The following is a 16451-nucleotide window of genomic DNA, read 5'->3' on the forward strand; positions in this document are numbered from 1 at the left end:
ACCAAACAACAATTAATTTAATTCTTTTTCCGAAAGTTGTCTCAGGTACAACTCAGCATAATAACCCGGTTGGTTTACCAATTGATTATGAGAACCTTCTTGGATGATTTTACCTTCATCGATGATAATGATTTTGTCGGCGTTCTTGGCGGAAGAAACTCGGTGACTCACAATAATTGTTGTTTTGTCTTTTGAAATTTGGAGTAGATTATTTAAAATTTGCTCTTCGGTTTCGGTGTCTACAGCCGATAAACAGTCATCAAATAACAATATCTCCGGATCTTTGATAATCGCTCGCGCAATGGAAACTCTTTGTTTTTGTCCGCCGGAAAGTGTAATGCCTCGTTCTCCTAAGATGGTTTCGTATTGGGCATTGAAGTTCATAATGTTGTCATGAACCACTGCATTTTTAGCAGCCGTCATTACTTCTTCATCGGTGGCATTTTCTTTGCCAAATTTGATGTTGTTTTTGATAGTGTCCGAAAACAAAAAAGCATCTTGAGGCACAATCCCAATACTGTTTCGCAAATCGTATAAATTGACTTGGTCTATTGCTTTGCCGTCAATGTTGATTTGGCCTTCTTTGATGTCATACATTCGGGTAATTAGAGAAAGAATACTTGATTTTCCGGAACCGGTTTGACCTAATATCGCCAAGGTTTCCCCTTTTTTAACAGTAAACGAAATGTTTTTTAAGGCTGTGATTTCGGTATCTTCATAAGTAAAAGTCACGTTTTTGAACTCAATTTCTCCTTTAATATTCGTGTGTTCGGTCGCTTTATTTTTGATTTCCGGTTCAATTTTTAAGAACTCATTGATTCTTTTTTGTGAGGCTTCGGCTTCTTGTACCAAAGAGGAAACCCAACCGATAGAAGCTACAGGCCAAGTCAGCATATTGACATACAAGATAAATTCGGCAATGGTTCCAATACTTTTAATGGTGCCATCGATGTACATTAAGCCGCCAAAATAAATCACGACTAAGTTGCTCACGCCAATCAAAGCAATCATCAACGGACCAAACAGCGATTGTACTCGTGCCAAACTCATACTCTTGGTTTTGCTTTCTTTAGCCAAATCAATGATTTCGTCTTGGTATTGCTTTTCCATGGCATAAGCTTTTACTACTCGAATTCCAGAGAATATCTCTTGGGTAAAGCTTGAAATTTTGGATAAGTATTGTTGGAAAGTCGTGCTACGTTTATTGATTTCAGTACTTAATCTGAAGATGATAAAAGACAAAATCGGCAACGGTAATAGGGTGTATAAAGTTAATAGCGGAGAAACATTATACATATAAATAATCACCACGGTAAATCGGATAAAAGTGTTGATGGTGTACATGACGGCTGGCCCAACGTACATGCGCACTTTTCCAACGTCTTCACTAATGCGGTTCATCAAATCACCGGTTCGGTTGCGTTTGTAGAAATTTTGGTCTAAAACTTCGTAGTGTTTGAAGACTTCATTTTTCAAATCAAACTCCACGTGGCGCGACATTACAATTAAGGTTTGACGCATCAAAAAAGTTAAAACGCCGGCAATCAAAGTGGTACCGACAATCCAAAGGACATTTTCTATTAATTCGGCTTTAATCATTTCACTCGTCATTTTGGTGCTGTGAAAACTCTCTATGGCTTGAAAAGATTGGCTTACCAATTTCGGAGTAAAAAGAGAAAAGATTTGTGCAACTATAGTGATTAAAATTCCTAATAAAAAATGGAGTTTGTATTTGACAAAGTATTTGTTTAAATATTGAAGTTCTTTCATGTTAATTTTGCAGAAATGGGAATTACGACTTAATATTTGTTAAAATGTTGAAAATAATTAAATTATTATATTCTTGATTAAAATTGAGTTTATTAACAATTTGCTAATTATTCGTGATATTGATGAGTTTTATTGAATAATATTTTATTTTTGTATCGACTTTTTACAAAGTCTTAAATTAATACTACTTCATTATGACTTCAGAAATCACTACACCGGTCGAGCTAAAAAAGATGGATCCAGTTTTCGGTCAACTTTCTTTTGACAATCACGAACAAATCGTTTTTTGTAATGACAAAGATACAGGTTTAAAAGCAATTATTGGTATTCATAATACAGTTATGGGACCGGCTCTAGGTGGAACCAGAATGTGGAATTATGCTAACGAATGGGAAGCATTAAATGACGTTTTAAGACTTTCACGCGGAATGACATACAAATCGGCTATCACCGGTTTAAACCTTGGTGGTGGAAAAGCCGTTATCATCGGTGATTCTAAAATAGACAAAACCCCGGAAATGATTACACGTTTTGGTGAGTTTGTAGACTCTTTAAGCGGAAAATATATCACGGCAGAAGACGTTGGAACTACCACTGAAGACATGGACAGAATTCACAAAGTAACCAATCATGTTACCGGTATTTCTGAGTCAATCGGAGGTTCCGGAAATCCTTCTCCGGTTACGGCTTATGGCGTTTACATGGGAATGAAAGCTGCGGCCAAATACCAATTCGGTTCTGAGAAATTAGACGGTAAAAAAGTATTAGTACAAGGAACAGGTCACGTTGGTGAAACGTTGATTAGCTATTTGAGAAAAGAAGGTGCCGAAGTTTTTGTAGCCGACATTCACCAAGATAAAATGGAAAATATGGTTGCTAAATATGGTGCCAAAATTTTCACCGGGGCAGACTTATACAGCGCTGATGTTGATATCTATTCGCCTTGTGCTTTAGGTGCGACTATCAACGACGAAACCATTCACAAAATCAAAGCGAAAGTAATTGCCGGTGCAGCTAATAATCAATTAGCGGTAGAAGCCATTCACGGTCAAATTTTAAGAGAAAGAGGTATTGCTTATGCGCCTGATTTCTTAATCAATGCAGGCGGAATTATCAATGTTTACGGTGAAATCGTAAAATATGGTAAAGACGAAGCGATGAGAAAAACGGAGAATATCTACAATACTACGTTAGAGATTTTCAATTTTGCTGACATCAACAATATGACGACGCAACAAGCAGCCATGCAAATCGCGCAAAACAGAATTGACCAAAGAAAAAAAGAAAACGCGAATAAATAATTATTAGGTTTTAAAATATTACTATTTTTGCAAAGCGAAAGAAATTCTTTCGCTTTGTTAATTTTTAAAAGTTCTTACAGGTGTTAAACAGAAGACATATTCGAGTAAAAGTGATGCAATCCATTTATGCAATGCATCAAAAGAATTCTGATGAAATGGAGAAAGAAGAAAAATTCTTAATCCAAAGCATTGATAACATTCAGGATTTGTATTTAATCATGTTGTCGACTTTGACAGAAATCAGAAAAAAGGAGATTGTTTTTTTGGAAGCTTCCAGCAAAAAACATTTGGCCACGCCTGAAGAAAAAAATCCCAACAACAAGTTTGTCAACAATGCGGTTCTTCTCCAATTGGAAGAGAATAACTCTTTGAGTATCGCTTTAGAAAAAAGAAAAATCAACAACTGGTCATTGAACGATGATTATATTTTGATTTTACTCAATGACATCAAGCAAAGCGATTTGTATGCCAAGTACATGAGCAATCGCAAAAACGATTTTGAAGAAGACAAACAGTTTGTGGTCGATATGTTTACCGAACTCATTGCGCCCAATGAAAAGCTCTACGAATATTTAGAAGACAACAAACTGACTTGGACAGATGATATTCCCGTAGTGAATACCCAAATTCAAAAGCAGTTAAAACAAGTGTCTGAGAAAGGCGAGTTCAGAGTAGTAAAGCTTTACAAAGACGAAGAAGACAAAGAATTCGTGGGGAACTTATTCAGAAAAACCGTTTTAAACGAAATTGAATTGGCCAAAGAATACATTGACAAAACTCCCAATTGGGACGCCGACAGAATCGCCGAAATCGATACCATTATCTTGAAAATGGCAATTTGTGAGTTCTTGAAATTCCCGTCTATTCCAATCAAAGTGACCATTAATGAGTATTTGGAAATTGCCAAAGAATATTCAACCCCAAAAAGCAGTATTTTTATCAACGGGATTTTGGATAATTTGGTCAAAGAATTTCAAACAGAAGATAAAATTAAAAAAACCGGTAGAGGTTTAATGTAATTATAGACTATGAAAAAAAGAATCAATTTAATCGCCGTTGTAGCTTTATTAGCATTGACAACAGCTTGTAAAAAAGAGAATACTACTGAAAACAATTCCGGTGCAGATACTATTGCAGTAAAACAACCGGAAGCCAATAGCAATGGAGTGCCGCTTGTTCAAGCTGCGTCAGACTCAAAATATCCTATAATGTCTTTTGACCATGAAGTGCATGATTTTGGTACCATCCAACAGGGAGACAAACCAAGTTATGTTTTTGAGTTTAAAAACACCGGAGAAACCGATTTGGTAATCACTTCTGCTAAAGGGTCATGTGGTTGTACCGTTCCGGAATATCCTAAAACACCAATCAAAGCCGGTGAATCAGGAAATATAAAAGTGTCTTTTGATTCAACAGGAAAGACCGGTCAAACAACCAAAACCGTTTCCATCATGTGTAACAACAAAGAGGGAACCAAAATATTAACCATTAAAGCTAACATCGAAGCTCCGAAAGGCGCAAAATAAATTATTTATTATTATGGAACAATTAACTAGTTTTTTACCGTTTTTATTAATGTTTGTGGTGATCTATTTCTTTATGATCAGACCGCAACAAAAGAAAATCAAACAAGAAAAAGAATTTGAATCAAGCTTAAAAGTAGGCGATAAAATCATCACCAAAAGTGGTTTCCACGGTAAAGTTGCTGAGTTGTCAGAAGGCACTGCGGTAATCGAAACCATGTCAGGAAAATTAAAGATTGAGCGTTCTGCGATTTCTTTAGAATTGACTGCGGCGGCGAATAAGAAAGTATAATTTCTTAAGTGAATTAAATAAAAAAAGTCCTCTTGTTTTAAACAAGAGGACTTTTTTTATTTCAAATATTTAAGAGTCAATTAAATTGCTATTTTTATGACCTTGAAAAAAACGAAACAAACTAATTTTATGAAATACTTTACTTTGCTGTTGCTGATTTTTTTTAACGCAACATTTTCTTATGCCCAATGGACAGACTTGAATACCGGAATCAATGATGATTTGACAGGAGTGGTTTTCCTGGATGAAAATGGTTTGGCCAGCGGTGCTAATGGATTGTATTATACAACAACCGGTGGCGCTGGAGTAGGAAGTTGGACAAGATTTGAAATCACCAATAACACAGTAAACGCAGCTATTTATGAGAATACAGTGTTCACCCATTGTTATACAAATCAAACCAATACTTCCAATACCGGATTTGTTTACGCTTGTGGTCAAGATACTGCAACCAATAAGGCCATTATTATCAAAATTTCGCTTCCGTCTATGGCTTATGAAATCAAGTATGTTGGTTCGGTGAATTCTAAATTAAATAAAATGGATTACTCTAATTCTCAGGGTAAATATATAGCTGTTGGTGATGACGGATTATTGCTTACGTTTACAGATACAGCTTTGACTACTATTAACACCGAGTTAACAGATGATTTGCTGAGTATAAGTTCCTCGAGTAGTTCGATATTGATGGGTTCAGACCAGAAAGTATTCAGAGCTTCATTAGGTGGTTCCAGCATTGGTAATGTTACTGAAGTGGCTACACCTAATATTATCAATACTGATGTGGCTTTGGCAAGCAATGCATCTTACACTTACGCTTTGGGCGATAATGTATTTTCTCATACCGACCTGTCTTCCCTAACCAATTATTTGACGCGCTACAATCAAAATTATTATGGTCCGCTTGATGCCAATGGAATGATATTGTATTCGAGTAATTTTTATATCGGTACCAACCACGGCATCTATAGATGTTCCTATGCAACCAGTAGTTTTCAAAATGTCACTGTCGAATGGCAAACCAGTTCTTTGAATCATCACATCAATGACTTTTGGAAGCAAGACGGAACAACCGAATTTTATGCTTTTGGAAACAATGGTGTGATTTTAAAAACAACCGGCAACGGTGGTGCTACAAAACCTTATGTTCGAATCAATGCCAATGGTGGTTGTTATCCCGGTTCTATACCGCTCAATGCAGTTACCGGTAGCGGCACTTCTTATAGTTGGTATTCGAACGGAAATTTAATTCAAAGCGGTACCAACTCATTTAATTACAATTTTCCTTCTGTAGGCGAGTATACCATTTCTTTAACGGTGCAAAATAATGCAGGCGAACAATCTACCGACACCAAAGTGATTCATATAGTCAATCCGCCCCAAATTGACAAAGCGGTTACGCTAAGCGATAATATACTTTGCAAGCAAGAAGTAATTCAAATTCAAATTGCCGATACAGAGCCGAATGTCATTTATACTTTAAGAATGGAAGGGCAATCCAATTCAAATTATGGACAAAGCCAAGTAAGTACCGGTGGAACTTTAACTTTTAACAGTGCAATGATTGAGGTAACCGGAAACTATTACATTGATACCAAAAGTAGTTTGGCCAATTGCAGTAGAAGATTTACGGGTAATTTCTTAATTACGGTAGAAGAAACCAAAGCCGATTTTCATGCAGGATTGATTAATGCCGAAGTCAATGAACCGGTTGATTTCTTTGAAAACACGACCGATTCTCAAAACTTTGCTTGGCAATTTACACCCAATGCTTCTACGCCGTCGTCCTCGCTTCCGAATCCGCAACTATCTTTTACTACCCCGGGACAAGTGACCACTACTTTACATTCTTGGTCTAACAACGATTGTCATGATACGGTTATCGCTTCAAAACCCAATATTTTTGAACCCAATGCTGCAGCAGAAGAATGTTTTTTATTGGTCAATAACAGCAATGATCCCAATTGGCCCGGAAGTTATAATCCGGATATATCGCAAATGACGCCTACCGCTGATGGTTTTTTGCTAAGCGGAACGTATTTTAATGAAATCTTCGATTCTAATCATGGTGTTACCCTCAATTTGGACGGAAAAAAAGGAGGTTATTTATCAAAATATGATAGAAATGGAGTTCTAAAATGGACGGTTTATAACATCAATACCGCATTTGGGAATAACAATGACAATGGAGTTTATTCGACTGTAGTTGACTTAAACGGTAACATTTACATTTCAGGAAAAGGAATCGGAAAATTTATTGACAATACCGGACGAAGTACCGATTTGTCTGCAACACTCAATCAGGCCGGTTTTTATTTGATTAAATTGAATCCGAAAGGCGAACTGATTTGGTATTGGCAAAACAGTTATATGGGATTTGTAAAAATGGAAGTGGACAGTCAAAACAATTTGGTAGCACTTTCCGATTTGAATCTTAATTTCACCACCATTCAAACCTATTTTAATGGTGCTTTAGCACAGGAGATAGGACAACAGGTAGTTTCGCCTCAAGCGACTAATCTTATCGTAAAGTTTTCCCCTTCGGGTAATGTCATTTGGGATACAAAAGTCTATTTGTATTCCGCCAACAGAATTGGATTGAGCAATTTAGGCATTGATGGCAACAACAATATTTATTTCACCATGGATTTCGATTTACAAGCCCAAGTATATCAGGCAGGAAGTAATAGCATATCAGAAACCTTCACTGGTGACGGAAGCTACGGCTGTAAAATAGGTTTAATTAAAATGAGTCCTAATGGTGAAATTCTGTGGAAACTCAGAAGCCGTACCATTGATGGCAATGGTTTTCCAAGCGATTTGACTTACGTCAATAAAATGATAGTGGAAACCGACGGAACTATTTACCTTACCGGAGCCAATTCAACGGGTTATAATTATTTTGGAACATTAAATTATACACACGTTTTCGAAAACACTGACGGTTCAACCGTTTCAACACAAAACGGACCTTATTTTGTGGCTAAAGTCAATAACAATGGTATTTGCCAATGGATTAGAGGTTCGGGACATACTTATTATGGATACGGTGAAAACTTGTTGAAATCGGGAAATGAAATTCATGTGGTAGGCCAAATTTTTAACAATACCAACGACGGAGATAATTGCACTGCACTTTTTGACAGTACCAATGGGAACGGCTATAGCTTAACCATCAATAGGTATGATTATTTCGTTTCAGTATATGATGAAGCAGGAAATCTGAAAAGATTGTTCTTAAACAACGATGGTGGCAATGTCAATCATTTTTACGGATTTACAGGCTTTTTCAAAGGAACAGGCGATTATTTCTATTTGGCTAAGAATATGGGATATCCTACTTCTGATACACCAATCTATCATGATTTTGGATTGACAATGCCTGAGTTTAATGGTGTTGACGGATCAGTAGTTCGCTTTACCGAAAGTTGTGGAGTTTCTAAGTATGATGCTACTTTGAGCAACAACGATTGGTCAAATGACGCTTTAGAAAATCTAGTTATTGTTCCCAATCCTACAGCGAGTGAATTCAGTATAACATTGAATGACTCTTTTGAATCGGTTACTTTACAAGTTTATGATATTACCGGTAAAATGATTTCTGAAACACAAGTTAATAATGCAACCAAAGTGTCTTCGTCCATTAGCGGACAAAGCGGTTTGTATTTTGTCAGACTCAAAACTGCTGATACTCAAAAATGGTTCAAACTGATTAAATCTTAGTTTTAAATGGCAATAAAAAGCCCTCTGGTTTCAAAACGAGAGGGCTTTTTTTATTTTCTGTATTGATCATTCAAACCTCGACCTTCCATAATCATCGGCGTGATTTTCTCTAACCGCGTGACTTTGGTTTTCTCTTGTTTGGCAGTTGCCATGTATTCCCAAAACTCCTTTTGTTTTCCGGGTGTAAACTTTTCAAAGGCAGTTTTTAAAGTTTTGTTTTTATCCAACGCCGCTTGAAAGAACGCACATGGCAAAGCTTCTTTCTTTTCAGGCTTAATCGCTAAACCCGCTTTCTCGTTGGCAATCGCTTCGTTGATGTAACGCAAAATAAGTTTTTCGTCAATCTCGGTAGCCGACGTAAAACGCCATTGGCGCAAAGCTTTCGTCACGCCTTCATTAGCATTGACTAAAACCTTAGCTTCATCTTTCAGAAAAACACCATTCCAAAACCAAAGGGTAAAGTAGTTTTTAAAACCTCCAATGCCCAACACATTTTTGTTATTGATGGTATACACTTCGCCACCCCATTTAGTGGTTTCCACCAATTCGGTTTTTTGAACAATTTCCCGCAACAGCCCGATTTCTTCAGTCCATTGCTCGTTTTTGATCCAAGGGTTTTTAGCTCCGCTCTGTTCGGCTTTGCCTCGAGTGGCTTCTTTCATCGCTTGAAAAGATTACTTCTTCTTTGTCTTCTTTGCTTTCTTTTCTTTTTTAGTAAAATCAGTAGTAGCCGTTAATTCCGCAATTTTCACAATCACTTCTACCGCTTTTTGCATGCTTTCTACCGGAACGTATTCATACTTTCCGTGGAAGTTGTGACCACCGGCAAAAATGTTCGGACAAGGCAATCCCATATACGACAAACGACAACCGTCAGTGCCACCGCGAATCGGTTTGATTAAAGGTTTGATGCCTAAAGACTTCATCGCTTTTTCGGCCAAATCTACAATAAACATTACCGGTTCAACCTTTTCCTTCATGTTGTAGTATTGGTCTTTGATTTCGCAGATGACAATGTCTTCCCCAAATTGCTTTTTAAAATCTTTATTGAATTTCTTGGTGATTTTGTGCACCAATTCTTTTCGCTTCAAGAATTTCTTCATATCGTGGTCGCGAATGATGAGTTCCAATTTGGTTTCCTCAATGCTTCCTGTTAAACCGGTCACGTGGAAAAACCCTTCGTAACCTTTCGTCTCTTGCGGTGTTTCCCCTTTGGGTAATTCGTTGATGAAATCGTTGGCGATTAACATCGAGTTGATCATTTTGCCTTTGGCATAACCGGGGTGAACCGATTTTCCTTTAAAGGTAATTTTCACTCCCGCGGCATTGAAGTTTTCATATTCCAATTCGCCAATCTGACTGCCATCCATGGTGTAAGCCCATTCGGCACCGAATTTCTTCACGTCAAACAAATCGGCACCGCGACCAATTTCTTCGTCAGGCGTAAAACATACTCTGATTTTTCCGTGTTGGATTTCCGGATGTTGGATTAAATATTCCATTGCGGTTACAATCTCAGTAATTCCGGCTTTGTCATCGGCGCCTAATAAAGTTAATCCGTTAGTCGTGATTAACGTTTGCCCTTTGTATTGCAATAAATCTTTGAAATAACTAGGCGAAAGAACGATGTTTTGTTCTGCATTCAAAATGATATCGCCACCGTCATAATTCGGAATCACTTGTGGTTTTACATCTTTTCCGGTGAAATCAGGCGTGGTGTCAAAGTGCGATACAAAACCTATCGTTGGTACTGCGTGTTTCACATTCGAAGCCAAAGTCGCCATCACATAACCGTGTTTGTCAATGGTGACTTGCGTCATGCCAATGGCTTTGAGTTCGTCCACCAGTTTATTGGCTAAATCGAATTGTTTTTTGGTACTTGGTGTTGTTGTTGAATTCGGGTCTGATTCGGTATCGATAGTGACGTAGCTGATGAAGCGGTCGATAATGTGTTGCATGGTTTTAATTTTTTGGTAAAGATAAGAATTAGGAGTTATAAGTTATGAATTATGACCCGAGCAAAATGTGTTATTTTGTGAACAGGCGAAGCAGTTATGAGTTTTGCCCTTCGACCCTTCGACTGCGCTCAGGACAGGCTAGCTTAGGGTGACAATTGTAGAATCGATTGGTTTTTGTTGATTGAGGAGAAGTTACTCATTAATAACTAAAAACAATAACAATGCACACTGTCACCCTGAGCGCAGTCGAAGGGCTTTTGTCGCCGTCAGCATACCCTTCTTAACCCTCCGAAGCTTGTTCGTAACACTCCGCAAACCATTTGAAGCCTTCCGAAGACCGTTTGTAGAAGTCCGAAGTGTGTTCGTATGCCTCCGATGACTGTTCTCGTAAGTCCGAAGCTTTTTCTTGTGAGTCCGAAGCTCGTTTGCGGGAGTCCGAAGCTCGTTTGCGGGCTGGGAAGGCTTGGAAATGGGGGAAAGTTGGTTTTTGGAGAAAATAGTACACTTGACAGGTTTTGGGAACCGGTCAGCTGTGGGTTGGTATTTTAGAAGCCACACGGAAGGATTCGTGCGGGAGCGGGGCACCCTAAGCTTAACCTGCACTGAGCTAGTTTATCCTGTCCCGATAGCTATCGGGATGCAGTAGGGTCGAAAACCCTCATTATTGCAGAACCCAATCGTCCACATACTGTCAGTCAATCCCGATAACAATCAGATATCAATGACTCAAAGAGCACAACTGACTCATTATTCATGATTACTGTTTTTAAGACTGGTAAAAACTTTTAATAACTTTAGCGTTTTTGCAGCAGTCGCTGAACATCGATAACTTTAATTCACTCACTTTTGTAATAAATAGATACTAACTCTATAATGGAAAATCCATTACTTTTGGCAAAAAGAACCAGCAAAATACAGTGATGAGCAAAATGCAAATGATATTAAAGAAAAGCCCGGTTACAATCATATGCTCAATTTTTATATGACCTTTAGCAAAAATAATAGCATTTGGTGGGGTTCCCATCGGAAGCATACAGGCACAACTGGCGCCCAAAGTCATTGGGATGCCCAAAAACAGAGGATTGATATTTAATGCCAATGCCATCGTAGTCACTATAGGTGATAGAATAAGTACGATGGCAATATTACTCATGATTTCACTTAAAAAGACAGTAATCGCAGTTACCATTAATATGATTATAAACAGATTGTTGCTGGTATAGTCAGCCAGACCAAAACCGAATTGGTGTATCAATTGAGAAGTCTCCAAAGTATTAGCCAATGCTATTCCTCCGCCAATAAGCAGTAAAATATCCCATGCCATATGGCGAGCGTCAGGCCATGCCATCAATCTTTCAGGAAAACGTCGGCCTTTATTCCCCGAAGGGACTAAAAACAAAAGGAGGGCACCCAACATACTAATGTTAGTGTCATCCAATAGCAAATAATCCTGAGCCTTGTTAAGAAAATCTTTTGTTATCCATAAGAATACAGTAATAGCAAATAGCAACAACACTCTTTTTTCAGGCACACTAATACTTCCTAAATCCTTTTGAGCAGTCTTTATAGCAATGGTTGCTTCTTTGCTGTGCTTAATGTTATTTGGATATAAAATCTTTACAATAAACCAATAAAGCAATAATAACAAAAGTAAAGTTAGTGGCATAAATAAAAGCAGCCAATCAACAAAATTAATGGTGTAACCAAACCGGTCTTTGATATAACCAACATAGGCTACATTGGGAGGCGTGGCAATGATAGTCCCTACAGCAAAGTTAGAGGCATAGGCAATTGAAAACAGGAGCGACAAAGAAAAGTTAGAGGTGCTTTTTTCATCTTTATTATGGGTTTTAACCAGCTGAATGACTGATAGGGCTACCGGAAACATCATCATGGTTGTAGCCGTGTTGCTCAACCACAAACTTAGTGCTCCTGTTGCCATAATAAATCCGAGTATAATACTATTACCATTAGTGCCGGTAATCCCAATGATACTCAAGGCTATTCTTTTGTGCAAATTCCATTTTTCAATGGCAATGGCAATGAAAAAGCCACCCATAAAAAGAAAAACAATAGGATCGGCATAATGATAAGCTATTTCTTTTAAAGGGATTATATTTAATAAAGGAAATAAAAGGAGCGGAAGCAACGCCACCATCGACATAGGAATGGCCTCAAAAATCCACCAAATAATCATTAGAATAGCAATGGCAAGAACCTGATTGGCCTTGTAAGTAACTTCAAACGGATTGGAAATAAAGCATGCCATACTAAGCAATATGCCCATTGTTAAACCGATCTCTTTTTTGTAGGTCTTATAAAAGGCGGGCATGTCTATTTCTGTTTGTTATATTCCAAAGGTTTAAGCCTTTAAATTTTGCACTCTTTTTTTTAATCACGGTAGCATCGGACCTGCCTGTATTTCCTCAAGTATATCTTCCATATTGTTATTTAATTCCAAGATGTCGGTAAGGAACTGATTTTTAAACACCCGATATCTGTATTCGGTTTGATTGTTATAATTATGGATATCTTTCTTAAAAGAGAGATTTTCTCTCGTCAGACGACTTTTAAGTTCATTGTATTGATTTTTACTTTGTGTGTATAGTAAGAACAAAGATTCTTGTTCATCAACAATCAAGGTTTTATCCCTCATGACGGATAATGACTTTAAATTGCTAACTGTAATGGCCAATAACTTTTCCGCAGTAGTGTTAAACTTTTTCCATTCAGCAGTGGCAGTAGCAACGGTTTTTTTATGCTCAAAAGTCACCTCGTCTTTATCAATAATTATTTCTTCCGTATCACTGGTGGAATCTTCTTTAGCACAAGTATAGGCTAACATAAAGAGAACAAGTAGTAAAGAACTGTTTTTAGTGATAGATTTCATGATTTAGTTTTATTATAGATACTCAATCAAAAGTCTTAAATTTTAGGATGGGTTTACTTGATTTTAATCACAGTAACACTTGATATGTATCACTATTTCAGTGATTCATTTAGGTTAGTTTTGACTGGAATCCTAAGACTATCTGTCATGAAAAAAATTCTCTTTCCTGTTGACTTTTCCGGAACATCTTTAAATGCTTATCAATTTGCCTTGCATTTGGCCAAAAAAATGGGTGCTGAAATCATAACGTTGCATGTATATGATGTTATGACTATACCCTATGTTGATTACCGAGATTATATTTTGGAGCATTATGAAATTACTGAATGGGAACAGTTTGAAAACTTCAAAGATGAAGTGCCTAAATTGAGAGCTATTGCCGAAAAAGAACAATTAGGACGCGTAATAGTTCGCCATGCTTTAAAAGAAGGAGACACCGAAACAACAATCCTAAAAGTTGCTGAAGAAGAGAAGGTTGATTTTATTGTAATGGGTACTAAAGGAGCCACCGGATTAAAAGAAGTGTTTTTGGGAACTATAACCCAAAAAATAATGAACAACAGTAAGGTTCCCGTCTTAGCCATACCGGAAACGTGTAGTTATAAACCTCTTAAAAAAATTCTCTTCCTTACGGAGTATGACTTGTCACAACTCCACATGCTTAGAAAGGTGCACAATTTGGCACTGTTATTCGGGGCACAGGTAGATGTCCTCCAGGTGTCAGAGATTGATAAAGGACAGGACAGAAAGTTTAGCACCGAATGGAAAAAAATAAGACCTAAAAGTGAGGTCAACTTTTATCATTTAACCAGTAATGATGTTGAAGGAACCATAACCGATTTTATCGAATTGCATAAAATAGATTGGATTACCTTATCTACACATCACTATGGCTTTTTTGAAAAGTTATTTCACTACAGTTTATCAAAAACCTTGGTTTTTCATACAGAAATCCCGGTTTTATCTATTTGTGAAACTCAGAAAGAAGAATAAGAAACACTATGCTCCTAAATTAGAAATTATGAATAAAAATATACCACATAAAATTGGGTTTTGGTCAGCTGCTGTAGCCATAGCATTAGTTTTTGTCTACGGTTTATTGCAAGCATTGACTGATATGAATTTTATTTCAGGAATTAAAGAATCTCTATTGATATTTTGGCCACCGCTCTTATTGGCGCCAATTTTTTTACTCATTGTAGTAAGTCTGCATTATAGTGTGGGCAGAGAAAATAAAATATGGACATTAATAGCCTTATGTATTGCCACAATTTATTGTAGTCAAATAGTCATGTTATATATTATGCAATTTGCCATGCCTTTTGAAGACATGTTGCAAGGAAATCTGGGCTCTTATAACGGTTTGTTTGATCGCTATGACTTTTTAATCGCTATTGATGCACTGACTTATTTTTTTATCAGTTTATCGGCCTTGTTTCTTGCAGTTGCCCTCAGAGGAAATAGGTGGATTTATCAGGCATTATTGTGGATAGTTATTTTGGTGCCGATACTAATATTCTCCTTCTTTTATCCGTTGTTTTACTTTGCCGGCGTAATTTGGATTATTTCTTTTACTATGGCAATGATTGAAATCGCATTTTTCTTTAGAGTAAGTACCAAAGCTAATTTAAATATCGTATTATGAAACTAAACAAAGAATGGCATAAAGCGAATCCTATGCCAAAAAAACCGACAGAAGAACAGAGGCTTGCTTGGCACATTGAACATGCCAAAAACTGCGCTTGTCACAAAATGCCGGCAAAGCTTGCTGAAAAACTCAAAAAGGGCAGTACTATGCCTTTACTGCTATTGCCACATATAGAGCAATGACAATTGTATTCGATGTTTTTGTGAACCTCAAACAGCAATACCATTAATCTTTAAAATGATTTATCGGTTATGGAAAATATATTGTCCTATCAAGTAAAAACCACCTGGAAAGAAAGCAGAGTAGGTGAAATCAGCTCTCCGGTTTTAAATAACGTAATTGAAGTCGCCACACCACCTGAATTTGCAAAAGGAGTAGTTGGTTTATGGTCTCCCGAACATTTATTAGCGGGAGCGGTAAGCAGCTGTTTTATGACTACTTTTTTAGCTGTAGCTGAGAAAATGAGAATGAAGTTTATTCGTTTTGATTGTACTGCCACCTTATTCCTGGAGAGAACCGAAGGAAAGTTAAACGCAATTCAGATTACAATTCATCCCACAATTACGGTTAGTAATAGCCACGATAGTGGAAAAGGATTAAAAGTGCTGGATGTTTCGGCAAAATCCTGCATTATCAGTAATATGCTGAAGCCTGAGATTACTATAATACCTCAAATTATTGTTGAAATGCACCGGACTGTTTAAGAAGATGAAACAGGTCGATAACAAATCTGACTGCTTTTATTAAATGAGTTAGGATAGGAACAAAAAAAACCCTGCTTTGGCAGGGTTTTCAGTTGTAAACCTGAGTTAGTTCACTTTGATGTGTTTAACAGGTTCAGCAATGCTGACTTCACTTTTGGGTAGTTTCAGTTTTAACACACCGTTCTCATACTTAGCATCAATTTTGTCTGCTACTAAGTTGTCGGGCAAAACAAAAGAACGATAAAGAGAACTATAAGAAAACTCTCTGGAGAGATAGTTTTTATCTTCACTTTTGGTCTCGGCTTCTTTTTCGGCACTAATGGTTAACATACCGTTTTTTATTTCAATATTGAAATCTTTTTTATCAAGTCCGGGTGCCGCTAACTCAATTTGGTACTCTTTTTTGTTTTCAACGATATTGGCTTCTGGCAAAACATTTTGGAAATTTACTTCCGGAAATGCACCGTTGAAATCCAATAAAAATCGATCATTGTTGAAGAAATTAAGCCACAAAACCTATCTTTTTTCTTTTTTTTGTTGCTACTAGTGTCATATTGATTTGATTTATAATTAAACAAATAATTTAATAAGCCAAATTTAGAACGTAGTAACAGCATAATAGGTGATGCAAATCATTACAAT

General features: G+C 37.0%; 15 protein-coding genes. 9 read left to right on the forward strand and 6 right to left on the reverse strand.

All coding sequences use genetic code 11. The annotated features are described in order from the left end of the window. Positions 1-12: 12 nt before the first annotated feature. Entirely contained in the window at positions 13-1770 is a 1758-nt protein-coding gene (locus tag B3C16_RS12690) for an ABC transporter ATP-binding protein (protein ID WP_291132256.1), read from the reverse strand. Between the two features lie 194 nt (positions 1771-1964). Here B3C16_RS12690 and B3C16_RS12695 point away from each other — a divergent pair, with 194 nt between their 5' ends. The 5 genes from B3C16_RS12695 (at position 1965) to B3C16_RS12715 (ending at position 8609) form a co-directional block, all read left to right on the forward strand. Continuing rightward, positions 1965-3071, forward strand: coding sequence for a Glu/Leu/Phe/Val family dehydrogenase (locus tag B3C16_RS12695; protein ID WP_121314781.1), 1107 nt, complete (start codon positions 1965-1967; stop codon positions 3069-3071). 113 nt (positions 3072-3184) lie between these two features. Next, positions 3185-4090 (forward strand): transcription antitermination factor NusB, encoded by a 906-nt coding sequence (gene nusB / locus B3C16_RS12700; protein WP_291132431.1) that lies wholly within the window; start codon positions 3185-3187, stop codon positions 4088-4090. Positions 4091-4099: 9 nt separating this feature from the next. Continuing rightward, a complete protein-coding gene (locus B3C16_RS12705) occupies positions 4100-4597 on the forward strand; it encodes a DUF1573 domain-containing protein (protein ID WP_291132260.1) in 498 nt (165 codons plus the stop codon). Between the two features lie 13 nt (positions 4598-4610). Further along, positions 4611-4886 carry a preprotein translocase subunit YajC gene (yajC, locus tag B3C16_RS12710; RefSeq protein ID WP_121314775.1) on the forward strand — a complete coding sequence of 92 codons (276 nt, stop codon included), beginning with the start codon at positions 4611-4613 and terminating at the stop codon, positions 4884-4886. A 129-nt stretch (positions 4887-5015) separates the two neighbouring features. Further along, positions 5016-8609, forward strand: a complete 3594-nt coding sequence (locus B3C16_RS12715; RefSeq protein WP_291132265.1) for a T9SS type A sorting domain-containing protein — start codon at positions 5016-5018, stop codon at positions 8607-8609. A gap of 50 nt (positions 8610-8659) precedes the next feature. Here the strand turns inward: B3C16_RS12715 and B3C16_RS12720 are convergent, their stop codons facing one another. From B3C16_RS12720 to B3C16_RS12735, 4 genes are all read right to left on the reverse strand, one after another. Further along, positions 8660-9271 (reverse strand): YdeI/OmpD-associated family protein, encoded by a 612-nt coding sequence (locus B3C16_RS12720; protein WP_291132269.1) that lies wholly within the window; start codon positions 9269-9271, stop codon positions 8660-8662. Positions 9272-9283: 12 nt separating this feature from the next. Next, on the reverse strand, positions 9284-10567 hold the full coding sequence (pepT, locus tag B3C16_RS12725; protein ID WP_291132273.1) for a peptidase T: 1284 nt from the start codon (positions 10565-10567) through the stop codon (positions 9284-9286). Between the two features lie 868 nt (positions 10568-11435). Next, positions 11436-12854: an SLC13 family permease gene (locus B3C16_RS12730; protein WP_291132277.1), complete on the reverse strand. Its 1419-nt coding sequence runs from the start codon at positions 12852-12854 to the stop codon at positions 11436-11438. Positions 12855-12962: 108 nt separating this feature from the next. Next, positions 12963-13457, reverse strand: a complete 495-nt coding sequence (locus tag B3C16_RS12735; RefSeq protein ID WP_291132280.1) for a hypothetical protein — start codon at positions 13455-13457, stop codon at positions 12963-12965. A 147-nt stretch (positions 13458-13604) separates the two neighbouring features. Between B3C16_RS12735 and B3C16_RS12740 the strand changes: the two genes are divergently transcribed. The 4 genes from B3C16_RS12740 to B3C16_RS12755 all read left to right on the forward strand — a co-directional run bounded on the left by B3C16_RS12740 (position 13605) and on the right by B3C16_RS12755 (position 15809). Then, positions 13605-14450: a universal stress protein gene (locus B3C16_RS12740; protein ID WP_291132283.1), complete on the forward strand. Its 846-nt coding sequence runs from the start codon at positions 13605-13607 to the stop codon at positions 14448-14450. Positions 14451-14478: 28 nt separating this feature from the next. Next, on the forward strand, positions 14479-15102 hold the full coding sequence (locus B3C16_RS12745) for a hypothetical protein (protein ID WP_291132286.1): 624 nt from the start codon (positions 14479-14481) through the stop codon (positions 15100-15102). Further along, positions 15099-15287 (forward strand): hypothetical protein, encoded by a 189-nt coding sequence (locus B3C16_RS12750; RefSeq protein ID WP_291132288.1) that lies wholly within the window; start codon positions 15099-15101, stop codon positions 15285-15287. Before B3C16_RS12745 ends, B3C16_RS12750 begins: the two co-directional genes overlap by 4 nt. Positions 15288-15356: 69 nt before the next feature. After that, positions 15357-15809, forward strand: coding sequence for an OsmC family protein (locus tag B3C16_RS12755; RefSeq protein ID WP_291132291.1), 453 nt, complete (start codon positions 15357-15359; stop codon positions 15807-15809). Between the two features lie 105 nt (positions 15810-15914). Here B3C16_RS12755 and B3C16_RS12760 read toward each other — a convergent pair whose 3' ends face one another. Next, a complete protein-coding gene (locus tag B3C16_RS12760) occupies positions 15915-16322 on the reverse strand; it encodes an Hsp20/alpha crystallin family protein (RefSeq protein WP_291132294.1) in 408 nt (135 codons plus the stop codon). Between the last annotated feature and the right edge of the window lie 129 nt (positions 16323-16451).

This window comes from Flavobacterium sp. UBA7682 (assembly GCF_002482945.1).
GTDB lineage: Bacteria > Bacteroidota > Bacteroidia > Flavobacteriales > Flavobacteriaceae > Flavobacterium.